Annotated in this window: 14 protein-coding genes; 6 read left to right on the top strand and 8 right to left on the bottom strand. The window is 64.9% G+C overall.

Features of this window, described 5'->3' with window-relative positions; genetic code table 11:
* Positions 1-171 precede the first annotated feature (171 nt).
* Positions 172-1,281, top strand: coding sequence for an alpha/beta hydrolase family protein (locus LPJ38_RS26740; protein ID WP_145630093.1), 1,110 nt, complete (start codon positions 172-174; stop codon positions 1,279-1,281).
* A 20-nt stretch (positions 1,282-1,301) separates the two neighbouring features.
* Here LPJ38_RS26740 and LPJ38_RS26735 read toward each other — a convergent pair whose 3' ends face one another.
* On the bottom strand, positions 1,302-1,808 hold the full coding sequence (locus tag LPJ38_RS26735) for a MarR family winged helix-turn-helix transcriptional regulator (protein WP_008548086.1): 507 nt from the start codon (positions 1,806-1,808) through the stop codon (positions 1,302-1,304).
* A gap of 408 nt (positions 1,809-2,216) precedes the next feature.
* Between LPJ38_RS26735 and LPJ38_RS26730 the strand changes: the two genes are divergently transcribed.
* Positions 2,217-3,773, top strand: a complete 1,557-nt coding sequence (locus LPJ38_RS26730) for a porin (protein WP_145630094.1) — start codon at positions 2,217-2,219, stop codon at positions 3,771-3,773.
* A gap of 269 nt (positions 3,774-4,042) precedes the next feature.
* Here the strand turns inward: LPJ38_RS26730 and LPJ38_RS26725 are convergent, their stop codons facing one another.
* From LPJ38_RS26725 to LPJ38_RS26715, 3 genes are all read right to left on the bottom strand, one after another.
* Positions 4,043-4,558, bottom strand: coding sequence for a GcrA family cell cycle regulator (locus tag LPJ38_RS26725; RefSeq protein WP_145630095.1), 516 nt, complete (start codon positions 4,556-4,558; stop codon positions 4,043-4,045).
* Positions 4,559-4,634: 76 nt separating this feature from the next.
* Positions 4,635-4,832: a hypothetical protein gene (locus LPJ38_RS26720; RefSeq protein WP_007603456.1), complete on the bottom strand. Its 198-nt coding sequence runs from the start codon at positions 4,830-4,832 to the stop codon at positions 4,635-4,637.
* Positions 4,833-5,034: 202 nt separating this feature from the next.
* Positions 5,035-5,976 (bottom strand): acetamidase/formamidase family protein, encoded by a 942-nt coding sequence (locus LPJ38_RS26715; RefSeq protein ID WP_145630096.1) that lies wholly within the window; start codon positions 5,974-5,976, stop codon positions 5,035-5,037.
* A gap of 167 nt (positions 5,977-6,143) precedes the next feature.
* On the opposite strand from LPJ38_RS26715, the gene LPJ38_RS26710 reads away from it, so the two are divergent.
* Genes LPJ38_RS26710 through LPJ38_RS26700 form a run of 3 tightly spaced genes read left to right on the top strand, consistent with a single transcriptional unit; the run spans position 6,144 to position 8,939 of the window.
* A complete protein-coding gene (locus tag LPJ38_RS26710; protein ID WP_167520321.1) occupies positions 6,144-6,911 on the top strand; it encodes a YdcF family protein in 768 nt (255 codons plus the stop codon).
* Positions 6,912-6,968: 57 nt separating this feature from the next.
* Positions 6,969-7,751, top strand: coding sequence for a DUF169 domain-containing protein (locus tag LPJ38_RS26705; protein ID WP_145630098.1), 783 nt, complete (start codon positions 6,969-6,971; stop codon positions 7,749-7,751).
* 9 nt (positions 7,752-7,760) lie between these two features.
* Entirely contained in the window at positions 7,761-8,939 is a 1,179-nt protein-coding gene (locus tag LPJ38_RS26700; RefSeq protein ID WP_145630099.1) for a saccharopine dehydrogenase family protein, read from the top strand.
* A gap of 21 nt (positions 8,940-8,960) precedes the next feature.
* On the opposite strand, the gene LPJ38_RS26695 is transcribed toward LPJ38_RS26700, so the two are convergent.
* From LPJ38_RS26695 to LPJ38_RS26685, 3 genes are all read right to left on the bottom strand, one after another.
* Positions 8,961-10,214, bottom strand: a complete 1,254-nt coding sequence (locus LPJ38_RS26695; RefSeq protein WP_167520312.1) for an O-antigen ligase family protein — start codon at positions 10,212-10,214, stop codon at positions 8,961-8,963.
* Between the two features lie 77 nt (positions 10,215-10,291).
* Complete coding sequence (locus tag LPJ38_RS26690; RefSeq protein ID WP_167520313.1) at positions 10,292-11,842, bottom strand: undecaprenyl-phosphate glucose phosphotransferase; 1,551 nt, start codon at positions 11,840-11,842, stop codon at positions 10,292-10,294.
* A 117-nt stretch (positions 11,843-11,959) separates the two neighbouring features.
* Complete coding sequence (locus LPJ38_RS26685; protein ID WP_145630102.1) at positions 11,960-13,093, bottom strand: glycosyltransferase family 4 protein; 1,134 nt, start codon at positions 13,091-13,093, stop codon at positions 11,960-11,962.
* Positions 13,094-13,293: 200 nt separating this feature from the next.
* Between LPJ38_RS26685 and LPJ38_RS26680 the strand changes: the two genes are divergently transcribed.
* The gene (locus LPJ38_RS26680) at positions 13,294-15,564 is read left to right on the top strand and encodes a GumC family protein (protein WP_145630103.1); all 2,271 of its coding nucleotides are present in this window, start codon (positions 13,294-13,296) and stop codon (positions 15,562-15,564) included.
* Positions 15,565-15,695: 131 nt separating this feature from the next.
* Here the strand turns inward: LPJ38_RS26680 and LPJ38_RS26675 are convergent, their stop codons facing one another.
* Entirely contained in the window at positions 15,696-16,877 is a 1,182-nt protein-coding gene (locus tag LPJ38_RS26675) for a GNAT family N-acetyltransferase (protein ID WP_145630104.1), read from the bottom strand.
* Positions 16,878-16,971 lie beyond the last annotated feature (94 nt).

Genomic DNA, 16,971 nt, shown 5'->3' with positions numbered 1-16,971 from the left:
CTTGCCAATGTTCGGCACCTCATGCCGAATTGGAATGTCACGCATGCGAGCCGTCGCAACGTTCAAGCGATGGTGATCTCGAACGCGTCTCATTTGACGCACGCCAGCTTGGTTGATGAACCCAAATGGTCTAGTCAAGCAGGGGTAACGCGACGATAGAGCGTAGCTCCGATGATACCCGCATGCCTCTCCGACGACTGGACCCTTTGCCCGGAGCGAGAGGACATCTCCGCTGAATTCACGCGGCTCCTCACCGCGGCGCAGGAGGGCGGCGCCACCATCGCCGAATGCCTGATGATCGCGCGGCAGCTGAAGCGGGGCGACGACCAATCCTGGCATCGCGAGTGGAAGAAGCTGGCGCAGGCCAATCGCCATCGCGCCGAGGCCGCCTTTGCCGAGGGCCACATGGCAACGGCCCAGCGCAACTGGCTGCGCGCGATGAACTATTATGGTGCCGCGGCGATGCCGCTCGATCCGGCCGACGAGCGCCGCTGGGTCGCGGTACTCGCGATGCAGGAATGCGCCCGCCGCTATCTCTCGGCACGCAGCCCGGAAGGCGAAGTCGTGACCATTCCCTGGCTCGACGGACATGCGCTGCAGGGCTACTTCCTGCCGGCGGCGCGGCGCGGGAAGGCCCCGACCGTGATCTGCATCGGCGAGCCCGGCCACCGCAAGGAGGAATTCCTGTTCAAGCTCGCGCCGCATGCGCGCGAGCGCGGCTTCTCCTTGCTGGCGCTCGACCTGTTCGGCGACCAGCGCGACGACCATCTCGACGCGCTGTTGCGGCGGCGCGATCTCGAGAGTGCGATCCCGTGCGTCATGGACCATCTGGAGATGCGCAGCGACGTCGATTTCGAGCGTGTCGCGATCGTCGCCGACGGCTGGGGCTCGTCCTTCGTGGCGCGTGCGGTGCTGCAGGAGCCGCGGCTCGCCGCCGCCGTCTGCGACGGCGGCCTGTGGGACCTGCACGAGCGGGCCTTCTTCGCCAGTCGGTTCGCCATGAGCGACGTCAGTATCGTGCCGGTGCCGCAGGCCCCGCTGATGGCGTCCAGTGCCGACTGCCCGGTGCTGATCACGCTCGGCGAGGATGGATGGCTCAAGGCCGACCGGGCGCGTCAGCTCGTCAAGAACTCCAGGCTCGGAAGCTCCGACGTGATGCTGAAGGTGTTCACCGCGGCGGAGACCGGCGCGGCGCAGGCGCATGCGGACAATCCGAGCCTTGCCAACGAATACATCTTCGACTGGCTGGAGTCGCGGCTCGGCGCCGCCGGGAGGATCTAGCCGCTCGCCGTCCGCTCGCGTCAGAAGTCGAGCGTAAGCCTGACGCAGGCCTTTTCCAGGCGGGTCTTCAACGTGGCGAGCTTGGTGGTGAATTCTGTCAGCTCGTGCTCGTCGAACTCCTGGAAGACGAATTCCTTGATGGTCTTGTACTGGTCGTTGAGGCTGGCGAGGTGCTTCTGGGTCTTCTCGGTCAGGGACAGCCGGACCACCCTGGCGTCGGTCGGGGAGGGGCGGCGGCGCAACAGGCCCTTCTTCTCGAGCAGCTTGGACTGCGTGGTCACGAATGACGGATCGACGTGCAACAGCTTGGAGACGACGTTGACCGGAATGCCGTCGTCCTTGTCCAGGTCGGAGATGGCCATCAGGATCAGCCATTGCGGGCCGCTGATGCCGAGCGTCCTCGCCCAGAACTGACGCAGCTCCTCCAGATACATGTTGATCGACGAGATCTCCCAGGTGAAACGCCTGATGACATCCAGATTGCCGATCGAGCGCAGGCGCGCACCCTCTTTCCTCGTTGCGGACACAGCCTCACTCCCGTGAACCGATGCTTCGGGGCCGAACTTCGTGGAAGGCCATAGTCCACGCAAGCCTGCTCTGACGCAAGTGCAGAGCTGCGTTATTTCGTCACTAAAATTACAAAGATGATCAGCTCAGCAGTCTGCTCGCCCTTCGGTGTTGCGCGAGAGGCACAGGTTTATCGAAACCACAAAGCTGAGTTGATAAACTATTTTGATTAATGGAACAGCGCAGGCATATTGGTCCGTGACGGTGGGGAGTACTCGATCGTCCCGTTGCAGGTGGCTCGCTCTCGTCCCTCGCGTTCAAGCGGGTGTGTCCGAAAGCGCACAGCGGCCGAGCGGATTTGAAGAGACGGGGATCTGGGGGGCCTCACGGTCCGGTCTCCGAAAAATGAGCAACTTGGAGGTTTTAAAATGAGAGTGGTGAAGAGCCTTTTGCTCGGCACTGCGGCGGGTCTGATCGCCGTGGGTGGAGCCCAGGCGGCCGATCTTCCGGTCAAGGCCAAGGCGGTCGAATACGTCAAGATCTGCACGCTGTACGGGGCGGGCTTCTACTACCTGCCGGGCAGCGACACCTGCATCAAGCTCGGCGGCTATCTGCGCGCCGAAGTCGCGCTCAATGCCGGCGGCAATTACAGCGCCCAGTACAACGGCGTGTTCGCGGCCAACAACCGCCTGACCAACTACTATTCGATGCGCGCTCGTGAGGATCTCAACATCGACACGCGCACCGCGACCGAGTACGGCGTGGTCCGCACCTATTTCGATGCGGTCTTCACCTGGACGACCGGCAACTATGTCGGCACTGGCTCGGGCACGGGCGCGACCCAGTATAGCGGCACGCTCGGCCTCAACGCCGCCGGCACCGGCCTCGTCGGCTCCAGCGGTGGCGCGGTCAATGGCACCGACGGCTCCATCTCCGGCGGCTCGCTCGGCGTCTATTACGCCTTCATCCAGTTCGCCGGCTTCACCATGGGTAAGGCGGTCTCGCAGTTCGACGCGCCCTGGATCAACTATCCCGGCAACAACTTCGATCAGCTGGTCGGCGGCAGCGGCTCCACCAACGGCGTCGCGCAGTTCACCTACACCGCCGATTTCGGGCAGGGTATCACGGCCGCGTTCTCGGCGCAGGATCAGACCCAGGTCTTCCAGACCAACATCTGGAACACCGCAGGCATGACCACCACCGGCGTCCTCGGCGGTGCCTATGGTTCGAACGATCTCGCCGGCAGCCGCTCGCCCGATCTCGTCGCCATGGTCCGCGTCGACCAGGCCTGGGGCCTGTTCCAGGCGTCGGTCGCCGCGCACGAGAACCATGTCGGCTATTACGGCGCCACCGAAACCACCGGTCATCCGGAAGACAAGTGGGGCTGGGCCGTTCAGCTCGCCTTGGGCATCAAGAACATCCCGACGGGCGCCGGCGACGTGATCAACATCTCGGGCGTCTACACCGAGGGCGCGAGCCGCTACAACTTCCAGGAGCTGGCTGCGACCAGCTACTCGATGTTCGGCAGCTCGAACGCCGCCTATCAGAGCATCGGCTTCGCCGGTGTGTCCGACGCGGTGTTCGGTCCGGGCGGCCAGCTCGAGTTGACCAAGACCTACGGCTTCCGCGGCGCCTACACGCACAACTGGAGCCCATACTGGAACACGGCGCTGTATGGCGCGTGGGCTGCGGTCAACTACAGCGGCACGGCGAAGGGCCTGATCTGCGGCAGCGCCGCGTTCGCGACCCTGACCGGCACCTGCAACCCGGACTTCAACATCGGGCAGGTCGGCGTCATCACCCGCTGGACGCCGGTGAAGAACCTGACCTTCTCGGCCGACTTCACCTACAGCCATCTCGACCAGAAGTATTCGGGCACGATCACGCCCGGCGCTCAGACCGTCGTCGCTAAGCCGGCGGCGACCTATGAGCTGAAGGACCAGGACACCTACAGCCTGCTGCTGCGCGCTCAGCGCAACTGGTAAGCTCGGGTCTTCGAAGACGACGCCGGGCCCCGGCGGGAAACCGCCGGGGCTTTTTTCGTGACGGGAGCCTTCGGAAATCCAGCATCGTTCACGCAGGCGACGAAGACGAGCTATGCGATTCGATGGCACCAAACTTATTTACTTACCTGAGCTACTAAGCTATAGAGCTCTCAGCCAAATACGAAAGTTGCGGCTCTTAGCTTCACGCTAAGCCTCCAGAAACCTCCGGTGATGCCCCGCCGGAGGTTTTTCGTTTTGGCGGTGGTGCTTCAGCCGCGCGCAGCGCGGATGCGCGAGCTGGGTCGGTAGGCGAGGCGGCTGTGGCCGGCGCAATAGGACTGGCCGTCGGGCGCCGCATTGCCGCAGAAGCAGAAATCGTCCTCGCCCGGCGATGAAATCGGCCAGCGGCAGCGGTTCTCGGACAGCTCCAGCAGCGAGCAGCGATTGGCCTCGTCGATCGGCCCCGTCACCACCGGCGCGTCGGTCTCGCCGTAGATGGTGGCGAGCATCTCGTATTGCAGGCGCGGGACGGCCCTCCGCGCGCGCCCTGGCGCCAGTCCGCGGTCGTGAGTCTTGCGGTCGTCGACCGTCCGGCCACGCGTCAGGTTCAACCGGGACAGCTTGCCGATCACGGCATTGCGGCTGACGCCGATATCGGCGGCGATCTCGCGGCAGGAGAGGCCGGCCTCGAAATGTTGCCTCAGAAGCGCAATGCGTTCGTCAGTCCAAGTCGGTGAAGAAGTCTGTGCAGAAGTCTGTGAATAAGTCGGGGAAAGAGCAGGCATGTGGAGCGGTCCCAGGGTTGCAGATGTCGGCCATCCGCCTTTTGCGAGATCCGTCCGCCTTACCTCCGGCGTGCGCTCACGTTCTGCCGTTGTCGCGGATCGACAAGAGCCCGTCCTTGATGGCGAGACGGATGCCTTCCTCGATCAAGGTACGTGCGACGCCGGGAACGCTGGTGCCGTGGGTGCCCTGTCTCACCAGTTTCTCCAGATAGGTGATGGTCGACAGCGCCAAGGTTACGGGAATGCGGTCAGTCTCGGCTTTTTCGGTGGCCATGGCCGAACGCTAGCCTCTTACTCGGGTACATAAAAGTAACGATTAAGACTCTATTTAGGTTCAGGGGTGGAAGTCAAATGTGGATTGGTCTGCTCGCTCAGACCATTGGAATCGCACGGGAAATCGGGCACGGCGAAGCGCCCCGCCGCGGGATGGCCGGCGGCGGTCTGGCGTCGACAGGTCAGGGAAGGGCTGGGCCGGCTCAGCCGTGCACGATCGCTTTTTCGATCATGCAATGGATGCCCTTGGCGCCGTTGACGGTCTGGGTCACCCTGAGATCGGCAGCCAGGCTGCACAGCGTGTAGGCGTCCTCGCGCGACAGGTTTCGCCGCTCGCCGATGAGCGTGATCATGTCGCGGAGCGCGCGCACCACACACTGGTCGAGATCGGGATCCATCGCCATCGTCATGTAGTGCGTCGCCGTCTCGGCGCGGGGATAGTCGAACTTGAGGTCCTTGCGCAGCGTCAGGCGGAAGCGACCTCGAAGCGCGGTCTCGATCGCGGTCACGCAGACCTCGCCGTCGCCCTGCACGCCGTGGCCGTCGCCGCAGGAGAACAGCGCGCCTGGAACGAACACCGGCAGATACAGCGTCGCACCGGCACCTAGCTCCTTGTTGTCGAGATTGCCGCCCATCGCGCGCGGGATCAGCGAGGAGATGCGGCCCCAGCTCGGGGGCGGCGACACACCCATCACGCCGAAGAACGGTTTGAGCGGCAGGTCGAGGCCCCACGGCATGCGGCCGACCATGCGCTTCTGATCAAGCGGGATGTTCAGGATACGTGTCGCGTGGAAATCGTCGGGCAGGGTGCCCGACAGCGGCTTGATCATGTTCCAGCCCCAATCCTGCCGGAGCTGAACGTCGAGGATCTCGACCGCGAGTACGTCGCCCGGCTCGGCCCCGTCGACCGCAATCGGGCCGGTGAGGATGTGGCCGGGCAGCATGCGCTCGTTCCTGGCGTGGACCTCGTACATCTCGGGCGGAATGTGAAACTTGTCGCGATCGGGCAGCATGTCCGGACCGCCGCTGATGGTGTCGATGGTCACCTCGTCGCCGCTCGCGACGGTCAGGGCGGGCTTGAGCGCGGCTTCGAAGAAGCCCCAATGACAGGTTTCGGGGCTGGAATGCAGGTGATGATGGGTCATTTGCCGCGTCCGGTTGGTTTCACAGGTCCGGGCTTGACCCGGCGATCGATCCTCTTTCAAGAAGATTTCCGAACAAGGTCGGGCCGGTCAAGCCCGCGCATGGCCGGCACGATCATTTCAGCGAGGCTCCCCTGTTTTTCGCTCTCTCCAAGACCATCGGCGTCGCGCTGCTGCCGATCAATCTGCTGGTCGAGCTCGGTCTGCTGTCCGTCGTGCTGATGGCGACGCGCTTTGCCGCCTTCGGCCGCAAGCTTGCGGTGACCACGCTGGTCGTGCTGGCGCTCGCCGCATTCTCGCCGCTCGGCAATCTCCTACTTTATCCACTGGAATCGCGCTTTGCGCCCTGGGATCCGTCGCGCGGAGCACCCGACGGCATCATCGTGCTCGGCGGCTCCGTCGATACCGACCTGTCGGCGGCGCATCGCACGCCGGTGGTTGCGCACGCGGCGGATCGTCTGGTTGCGCCGGCCGAGCTTGCCCGCCGCTATCCCAATGCGCGCATTGTCTTCACCGGGGGCAATTCCAACCTGGTCTCCACGGAGGCGAGGGAAGCCGATTATTCGGCGCCGGTGCTGGAGAATATCGGAATCCCCAAAGAGCGCCTGATCCTCGAGCGCAACTCCCGCAACACCTGGGAGAATGCGATCTTCACCAAGCAACTCGTGTCGCCGAGGCCGGGCGAGCGCTGGCTCCTCGTCACCTCCGCCTTTCACATGCCGCGCTCGATGGGAATCTTCCGCAAAGCCGGATTTGACGTCGAGGCCTATCCCGTGGACTGGCGGATGGGCGGACGCGACGACCTTTTCGCCTTCACCAATACGGGCGCGGACGGCCTTCGTCGAACCGACGTGGCGGTGCGTGAGTGGATCGGTCTCGTGACTTACCGCCTGATGGGCAGGACCGGCGAGTTGCTTCCGGGACCGGGCAAGGACTAAAACGAGGGCTGGAAAAGCAAGAAACGCGGCGCGCGATCGCCGGCCGGGAGGAACGCCATGCAGGAGCAAAGCGCAGACAGGATCGATCTTGCCGGCCTCGTCGCCGATCTCAACAATCTGTTGCGGCTGAAGACCACGGTGATCGGCATGAAGCTGTTCGCGAGCGCCGCGGAGATGGAGGCGATCCCGAAAATCCGGCGGCCGAATGCGATCCACACCACCGACCAGATCGTCAGCATGGCCGCGCGTCTGGGATGGACCGTCGGCATCACGGCCGATGACCTTGTCGGCGCGCAATGCCGCGCGGTGATCGGGCTTGCGCCGCAGGACGACAAATGGCTCGCCGGCGAAAACTATGTCGGCGTGTGGCACGGCACCGCGGAAGACGCGCGCAAGCGCCAGGAGGCGCTCGACGTGGTGCCGTTCGGGCAGTATCAGGCGCTCGCCGTCAGCCCGCTCGCAAGCGGCCGGCTCGATCCGCCAGACATCTGCCTCGTCTACGCGACGCCCGGGCAGATGATCATCCTGATCAACGGGCTGCAATATACCGGCTACAAGAAGTTCGAATGGAGCGTCGTCGGCGAGACTGCGTGCGCGGATTCCTGGGGCCGCGCGCTCAGGAGCGGCGAGCCCAGCCTGTCCTTGCCATGCTATGCCGAACGGCGCTATGGCGGCGTGCCGGACGAGGAGATGCTGATGGCCCTGAAGCCGTCGCATCTCGCCAAGGCGATCGAGGGCATGAAGGCGTTGGCCAAAAACGGCCTGCGCTATCCGATCCCGCCCTATGGTATTCAAAGCGACGTCCGTGCCGGCATGGGCGTGAGCTACGCGAAGAAGTAAAGGCCGATCATGAGCTCTGCGAAATTCGACATCGTCGTCTACGGCGCGACCGGTTTCACCGGTCAGCTCGTCGCCGAATATCTGGCGGCGCATTACAAGGGCGACACGACGCTGAAATGGGCGATGGCGGGCCGCAGCCTCGACAAGCTGAAATCGGTGCGTGACGCCATCGGCGCGCCCGCTGATACTCCGCTGATCGTGGCCGATGCGTCGGATGCGGCCTCGCTGAAGGCGATGGTGGCGCAGACCAGATCGGTGATCACGACGGTCGGCCCGTATCAATTCTATGGCGAGGATCTGCTCGCGGCCTGCGTGGCCGGCGGCACCGACTATTTCGATCTCTGCGGCGAGCCGGTCTGGATGCGCCAGATGATCGATAAATACGAGGCGGCGGCCAAGGCGAGCGGCGCGCGTATCGTGTTCTCCTGCGGCTATGATTCCGTGCCGTTCGAGCTCGGCACCTTCTTCGTGCAGGAAGAGGCCAAGCGCGTGTTCGGCGCGCCGGCGCCGCGCGTGAAGGGCCGCGTGCGCGACATGCGCGGTACGCTCTCGGGCGGCACCGCGGCGAGCGCAAAAGCGACCTTCGATGCGGTCGCCAAGGACCTCAGCCTCGTCGCCATTCTCAACGATCATTTTGCGCTGACGCCGGGCTTCACCGGCCCGAAGCAACCGAAGGGCAACAGGGCGGCTTACGAGGAAGACCTGCAATCCTGGGCCGCGCCGTTCATGATGGCGCTGATCAACACCCGCAACGTCCATCGCTCCAACATGCTGATGGGCTTTCCCTACGGCCGCGAATTCATCTACGACGAGATGGTCCTGACCGGTCCCGGCGAAAAGGGCGAGGCCAACGCCAAGCGCGTGATGGCCGCCAATGCCGAGAAGACCGGCCCGAACGCGCCGAAGCCGGGCGAGGGGCCCTCGAAGGAAGAGCGCGAGAAGGGCCTGTTCAATCTGCTTTATGTCGCGATCGCGCCCGACGGCCGCATGGTCCGCGCCGGCGTCACCGGCGACCGCGATCCCGGCTACGGCTCGACCTCGAAGATGATCTCGGAATGCGCGATCTGCTTGCTGCGCGACGCAGCGGACGTTCCAGCCGGCTTCTGGACCCCGGGCGCGGCGATGCAGCACAAGCTGATCAAGCGGCTGCAGGACAATGCGGGACTGACGTTTGCGGTGGAGAACTAGGCGCGTTCTATGCGCTCGATCTCAAGCTGAAGATGCGTCCGAAACCTTGATCTTGTGGACCTGCGCGGCCGCGATCATGCCCCACATCGCGCCGAGCATCATCCAGAAGTGGCGCCAGTGGTCGGTGTCGATCACGAAGCTCTCGCCGACGGTGCCGAGGAAGGCGGAGAAGACCGCGAGGTAAGCACGCTGCCAGGGCACAGGCACGAAGATGTGCCTGAAGCCCATGATGACGGTGGTGAAGACCAGCGCGGGATAGCACACGCCGGAGAGCCAGCCGCCGGACATGAAGGCGTTGAGGTAGGAGTTGTGGGTGTCCTCGGGGAAGAAGCGGTGGAATTGCAGCGGGCCGATGCCGAACGGCAGGTCGAGCGCCATCTCCGCACCGAGGATGTGCCGGCCGAACCGGCCGAAGCGGCCCTCGTCGTAGCTCTGGTCGAAGCTCGCACGCTGCTTGAACATCTCGGCGGTGGCATCGAATGACAGCAGCACCGCGATCAGCGCGAGGCCCAGTACCGCCGCGACGATCGCCATGATGATGATGCGCGACCGCTGCGTGTTGGTGCGGCTGGTCAGCACCATCAGCCCCAGCATGAAGGCGGAGGTCAGCACCAGCCCGCCCCAGGCGGCGCGGGAGAAGGCGAGCAGGATGGCCAGCGACATGATGCCGAAGGCGACGACGTTGCGGAACGCCTTGCCGAACTTGTCCGAGACTACGCTCTGGAGCGCGAACAGCGCGGGGAGGATCAGGAAGGCGCCGAGCACGTTCGGGTCCTTGAACGTGCCACGCGCGCGGCCGTAGAGCGTTAGCAGGTCGTTTCCGCCGGGAATGAGATGGAAGTAGCCGGCGACGGCCAGGAAAGAAGCGATCATCGCGCCGACCACGAGGCCTCGGCGCAGCATGTCGAGCCGGGCTGTCGTGTCCTCCGAGATGACCATCGCGAAGAACACCACGGTGACCGCCATGTACCAGGAGGTCGCGATCCAGCTCACCACCTCGGACTTGTCGAGCAGCGGGATCGCGCTGATCGTGTAGCCGACATTGAGCAGGACCAGCAGCAGCACCATCGGCATCAGCACGAGCTTCAGCCGCAGGCCGGTGGCGAAGAAGACGACGGTGGCGAGCAGCGTGGCGATCTCGTAGGGGCTCGGCTCGATGAACACGATCGCGCCGGAAGTGCCGACCAGCCACACCATCGCGCGCTGCAACGCAAGCACGCCGGGCGCAGCCGGTGCGGCTAAGTTCACTCCACCGGCTGTCGCCGCATACGTCATCACACGCTCACGCTACTCTTACGCCAAAAACGCGCTGTCATCGCCCGGTCAAGCCGGGGCATGACAGAGTACTCAACTCAATACGCGTTCTCGTTCTTGGTCAGCAGCGAGATCGGCGTCTTCAGGAGAATGAAGAGGTCGAACAGCACCGACCAGTTTTCGATATAATAGAGGTCGAACTCGACGCGCTTCTGGATCTTCTCTTCATTGTCGATTTCGCCGCGCCAGCCGTTGATCTGAGCCCAGCCGGTGATGCCGGGCTTGACGCGGTGGCGGGCGAAATAGCCGTCGACGGCCTCGTCGAACAGGCGGCTCTGGAGCTTGCCCTGCACCGCATGCGGACGCGGGCCCACCAGCGAGAGATTGCCGGAGAAGACCACGTTGAAGAGCTGCGGCAGCTCGTCCAGGCTGGTCTTGCGGATGAAGCGGCCGATGCGGGTGACGCGCGGATCGTTCTTGGTCACGACCTTGGAGGCGGTCGGATCGGCCTGATGGTGGTACATCGAGCGGAATTTGTAGACGTCGATGCGCTCGTTGTTGAAGCCGAAGCGCTTCTGGCGGAACAGCACGGGGCCTGGGCTGTCGAGTTTCACGGCCAGCGCCACCAGCCCCATCACCGGCAGCGCGGCGAGCAGCGCGAGGCTGCCGACGACGCGGTCGAACAGCCATTTCATCACCAGGTCCCAATCGGTGATAGGTGCCTCGAACACGTCAAGTGTCGGCACCTCGCCGAGATAGGAATAGGAACGGGGCCGGAAGCGCAGCTTGTTGGTGTGCGCGGAGAGGCGAATGTCGACCGGCAGCACCCAGAGCTTCTTCAGCATCTCCAGGATCCGCGTCTCCGCCGAGATCGGCAGCGCGAACAGCACGAGGTCGACGCGGGTGCGGCGGGCGAACTCGACGATATCGTCGACCTTGCCGAGCTTGCGCGCGCCGGCGCAGGTGTCGAGCGCGCGGCTGTCGTTGCGGTCGTCGAACACGCCGAGCACGTGGATGTCGGAATCCTCCTGCGCCTTCAGCGCCTCAACCAGCTGCTCGCCATTGCTGTCGGAGCCGACGATGATGGTGCGGCGGTCGAGCCGCCCCTCGCGCGCCCAGCCGCGTACCAGCGAGCGCAGGACGAGACGCTCGGCCATCAGCGCGGCGAGCCCGAGGAAATAGAAAGCGGCAAGCCACAGGCGCGACACTTCGCTGCCGAACTTGGCGAAGAACGAGATGCCGATGAACAGCAGGAAGACGAACGACCAGGACGAGATCATCCTCGTCACCTGCCGGAGCTGGCCACGGAACAGCTGCACCTGGTAGATGTCGGCGGCCTGGAAACAGACCACGGCGGCGATCGCGACGGCGACGACTTCGGCGGGATAAACCCAGCTGAAGGCGCCGGAGAGCGGCATGACATAACCGAAATAGAGCGCAATGCCGACGAGGCTGAGCAGGAAGAAATCGGCGAGGCGCACGAAGCCGGCGATCACGATCGGCGAATAGGCGCGCGCGACCTTCTGGTTGACGACATCGAGCGCTGCAGGCGACAGCCGGCGGCGGCGCTCTACGAAGGGTTGGTCAGCGGGCTTTGCCGCGGCGCTGGTCGCGGCATCGAGCATCGAGCGTGCGTTGAGCGGTTCCACGGGCGACCACGTCCATTCCAAAGCCCACGGCACGGCGTCGCGCGCCCGGGCAAGCATCCCCTGGCACCTCGATTATCGAACAAATCGGAAGATTTTCTAAAGCGGTCTTAAGGATGGTTAATGATTGGCAAATGCGTCGCGATAGCCGGCGAGGACGCCGTCGACCATGGCGGATTGCGAGAAGTGCGCGGAGATGCGTTTGCGCAAGGACACGGCGCGCTGCGCCGTGGTCGCGGGATCGTCGAGCGCTGCGGCGATCGCCTCCGCCATGGCTTCGGGATCGCTCGGCGCGAACAGAGCGGGGCTGTCGGAGCCGAAGATCTCGGGAATGCCGCCGATGCGGGACGCGATCATGGGAATGCCGGCCGCGCCCGCCTCGATCACGACATAGGGCATGGAATCGCCGCGCGAAGGGACGACGAGCAGGCGGCCCTTGGAGAAGCCGTAGCGCGCCTTGACGTGGCCGATGAAGCGGATCGCGCCGGAAAGGCCGAGCCGCTCGACTTGCGCCTTCAGCGCCGCCGTTTCCTCGCCGTCACCGCCGAGCGTGAGCGTGACCTTCTTGCCGCTCTCGTGCAGGCGCGCCACGGCGTCGACCAGGAGGTCCGCACCCTTGATGTGCCTGAACTCGCCGACATAAGCGAGATCGGTGGCATCGTCGGCGAGCACGACCGGCTCGAACTCCTCCGGCGTGACCCCGTTGAAGACGCAATGCACCACGCCCTTGGGCGTGCCGACGATGCGCTGATAGGTGTCGCGGGCAAACGCGCTCTCGAACAGGAACAGGTCGGTCGCGTCCATCAGCGTGCGCTCGAGCCGCGCGTAGAATTCGCCCTTAAAGGTGTTGAGGGGATAATGGAGCGAGCCGCCATGCGGGGTGTAGATGCGGATGGTGTCGTCGGAGCGCCGCCGCATGCGGATGAACGCGCCGGCCTTGGCGCCGTGGCCGTGCATGACGTCGGGCTTGAGTGCGGCGATCAGCCGCCGCATGCGGAGCCACACCATGACGTCGTCGGGTGAGGGTTCGCGGCGGATCGCCAGCCGGTGCACGCCGAGCTTCAGCCGCGGTGCGAGCTCCGCCAGCGCCTTGTCGGCGCGCTCGCCGCCGGTGAGGCTGTCGGCGAGGATGCCGACGTGATGGCCGCGGTCGACCTGGCCATTGGCGACGTCGAGGATGTGGCGGAAGATGCCGCCGACGGGTGCGCGCACGGCGTGCAGGATTCGGAGCGGCCGGTCGGGAGAGGGGGGCATGATCAAAACCAGCGCTCGACGGCGAACACGAACAATCTTGCGAATAATCGAGACGGATTAAGGGGCCTCGTGGTTAACAAACGGTGACGAGCGCGTGCGCGCGGATGGCGGAACGGCGCGATTAACCCAGCGGCAACCTTAATGGAGTGTAATCGCTGCGGTTGAGGTAGAGTCGCAGCGTTGCCCTGCGGGAGTGTTCGATGCGTTTAGCGTTCTGGCGTGCCGGCAAGGACAAGGCGGTGATCGAGCGGGCCGTCTCGAAATCCAGAGCCGAAGCTGCGCCCAAGATCGAAGCCAAGATCGAAACCAAGATCGAAGCGAAGCCCGTCGTCACGAAGCAGGCGCAAATCGAATCCGGCGACATCGACCTGCATGCGCTCGGTGCGGCATTGGCGCGCAAGCGCGGCTGGATCATCGTGCCGACGGTGCTGATGCTCGTCGGATCGATTGCCATCGTGAACCTCGTCACGCCGCGCTACAAGTCCGAAGTCCGGATCCTGATCGACGGCCGCGAGAACGTGTTCCTGCGCCCGAACAGCGACCGCGCCGAGGAGCGGCAGGCGCTCGACGCCGAGGCCGTCACCAGCCAGGTGCAGCTCGTGCTGTCGCGCGATCTCGCGCGCGAGATCATCAAGAAGAACAAGCTTGCCGAGCGGCCCGAATTCGATCCCGTGCTGCAGGGCATCTCGCCGCTGAAATCGCTGGCGGCGATGGTCGGCATCGGCCGCGATCCGTTCTCGATGACGCCGGAAGAGCGTGTGCTGGACGCCTATTACGAGCGCCTCCAGGCTTACGCCGTCGACAAGTCGCGCGTGATCGTGGTCGACTTCCAGTCCGCCGATCCCGAGCTTGCCGCGCGCGTCGCCAACTCGATCGCCGAGGGTTACCTCGTGCTCCAGCAGAGCGCACGCCAGGAGCAGGCCAAGAATGCGAGCCAGTGGCTGGCCGGCGAGATCGGGGACTTACGCAAGAAGGTGTCCGAGGCCGAGGCGCGGGTCGAGGACTTCCGCTCCAAGTCGAGCCTGTTCGTCGGCACCAACAACACGACGCTGTCGAACCAGCAGATGGGTGAGATCAACACCCAGCTGAACAATGCGCGTTCGATCAAGGCCGACGCGGAATCCAAAGCGAAGCTGATCCGCGAAATGCTCCAGAGCGGCAAGCCGATCGAGGCATCGGAGGTAGTGAACTCCGAGTTGATGCGGCGGCTGTCGGAGCAGCGGGTCACGCTGCGCGCCCAGCTTGCCGAGCAATCGTCCACACTGCTCGGCAATCATCCGCGCATCAAGGAATTGAAGGCGCAGCTCGGCGATCTCGATAATCAGATCCGTGACGAAGCGGCCAAGATTTCGCGCACGCTCGAAAGCGACGCGCGCATTGCCTCGAGCCGCGTCGACGGTCTGACGACGAGCCTCGATCAGCTCAAGAAGCAGGCGGCCTCGACCAACGGCCAGGACGTGCAGCTCCGCGCGCTCGAGCGCGAGGCCAAGGCGCAGCGCGATCTGCTGGAGACCTATCTCGCCAAGTACCGCGAGGCCAACACCCGCGAGACCATCGACACCGCGCCGACCGACGGCCGCATCATCTCGCGCGCCATCGTCTCGAACACGCCGGCCTATCCGAAGAAGCTGCCGATCGTGCTGATCGCGACCATCGCGACGCTGCTGCTGTCGTCCGGTGTCGTCGTTACCGGCGAGCTGTTGCGCCAGACCGCGCCGCGCGCGGTGGAGGCAGTCCTGCCGTCCCGGGCGCCGGTGCGCCGCGAAGCGATGGTTGAACCGGTGATCGAGCCGGTGGTCGCGCCGCCCCTCGGTCCGGTGGTTGACAATCCCGGGCCGCTTCAGCCGGAGATGGCGCCCGAAGCCGACATCTCCGAATTCGCCGAGATCGAGCAGTTGGCCGGCAGCCTGCGCCGGGCAGGCGCGGCGGCGAAGAAGGTCACGGTGCTCGGCACGGCGGCCGGTGAATCCATCACGCTGTCGACGCTGACGCTCGCCCGGCACCTGGCGCGCGACGCGCGCGTGGTGGTGGTCGATCTCGCCGTGTCCTCGCCGACCATCGCCGCGGTGTCCGTCGATGCGTCCGCGCCGGGTCTTGCCGAGCTGATGCAGGGCGAGGCGACGTTCGCGCAGGTCATTACACGGGACAAGCTGTCGCGGTTGCATCTCGTCGTGGCCGGCCGTCCGGGCTTCGACCGCAGCCTGTTGCAATCGCCGCGCGTGACGCTCGCGATCGATGCGCTGCTCCGCGCCTACGACCACGTGCTGCTCGATGCCGGCAGCGCCTCCGATCTGCCGGCCGACCTGCTGACGGCGCATGCCCGCGCCGTCGTGGTGCCGGATGCATCGATGGCCCCGGATGCACGCACGCAGATGAGCGAGCAGCTGAGGGCGGCCGGCTTCAGCGAGGTGACGATGCTGAGCAAGCCGGTGCAGCCGACGGTGGAAGCCGCGCGCGTCGTGGCAGCGTAAACTCTCTCCGCAATCGTAGGGTGGGGCAAAGGCGTGTTTGCGCCGTGCCCACGACCTCTCCAATGCAGGAACGGAAGACGTGGGCACGCTTCGCTTTGCCCACCCTACGATCCGGTCATTGCGAAGAGGTCTTATCCGAACGCCTGCCGCAGCCGGCGGGCGAGGTCAAACAGCACCTGGTTCTGCTTCACCATCCGCTTGCCGCGACTGAGCGATGACATTGCCATCGCCGCGAGCTTTCCGCGCGAGGTCAGGGGCACGAAGCTGTCGAAGATGTCCTCGTCGTCCTTGCAGAACATCCGCTTGTAATCGTCCGAGCCGATGCCGAGGTCGAGGGAGCGGTAGCCGCGCTCGGCGCAGCGGTCGATGATGTAGCGCATCAGGATCAGGCCCGGACTGTAACGGGAATGCTCGGACATCGTGTAGGTGTTGAACATCATCGAGAAGCGCTGGCCGTCGGCGACGCCGGCGAAGATCGCGATCACGTCCTCGTCGCATTCGAGCGCGTGGATGTCGATCGCGCGGCCGTCGCCGCGCCGCGACAGGCAGGCGCTGCGGATGAACTGCTCGACGCCCGGCTCGGCGAACACGTTCGGCAGGTTCTGCTCCGCCATCCGCGCCGGCTTGACGCGGAAGAACCAGTCGAGCAGCCGCTCGATGTCCGCATCTGAGGTCGCGAGATGGTAGCGGTAGCCGGGCAGGGCCTGGAGCTTCTTCTCCTTGCTCTTGAGGCGGCGGCGGAAGGAATTGCTGATGCGCGATTCCGGCAGGCCGCCCGGCTCGATCGTCAGCAGCGGGCAGCCGTTGATCGAGCCCTGCCGCGGCAGCAGCGCAAACGGGTTCTGCTGGTCGCTCCAGCGCTTGGGCTGCTGCGTCAGCGAGAGCACGTCGACATGTGCGCGCAACGGCGCCAGCAGCGCGTCGAGATCGGCCGGAGCGGCCTGCTCTGCGAATTCGGCGTTCCAAAGGCCCATGTTGAAGGTCGTGTGCTTGCCTCCCATGAAACAGGCGGTGCGCACGCCATGGCTCTGGCGCAGAGACAGCGGCAGCAGCAGGAGGGGCCGGTGCTCTAGGTCGCGGGCGATCACGATGAAAGGGCGCGCCCCTTCGTGGGGACCGACCAGTTGTTGCCACGGGGCAAGCAGGTCGAAGCACTGGTAGGGCGTAAAGAGGTGGCCAGTCTGCTCGAAGGCGCGCCAGGCCGCCTCGGCCTCGCCGAGATCCGAGACGATATCGACCTGGGCGATGCGGCTCGCCGTCGACCGCGCTGGCGCTTCTGCCGATCGGCTTTGCATCGCCGCAGCCATGGTCATTCGCGAAACCTGTCGAGAAATCAAAATAGACGTCGTTCGGCCTTGGGCCGACCTTTGCAAAGAAAGGTCAACAAAGGGTAATGACGACAGGAGA

The organism is Bradyrhizobium daqingense, from assembly GCF_021044685.1.
GTDB lineage: Bacteria > Pseudomonadota > Alphaproteobacteria > Rhizobiales > Xanthobacteraceae > Bradyrhizobium > Bradyrhizobium daqingense.
The sequence above is the reverse complement of the archived record's forward strand: the minus strand, read 5'-3'. Positions and strand labels throughout refer to the sequence as shown.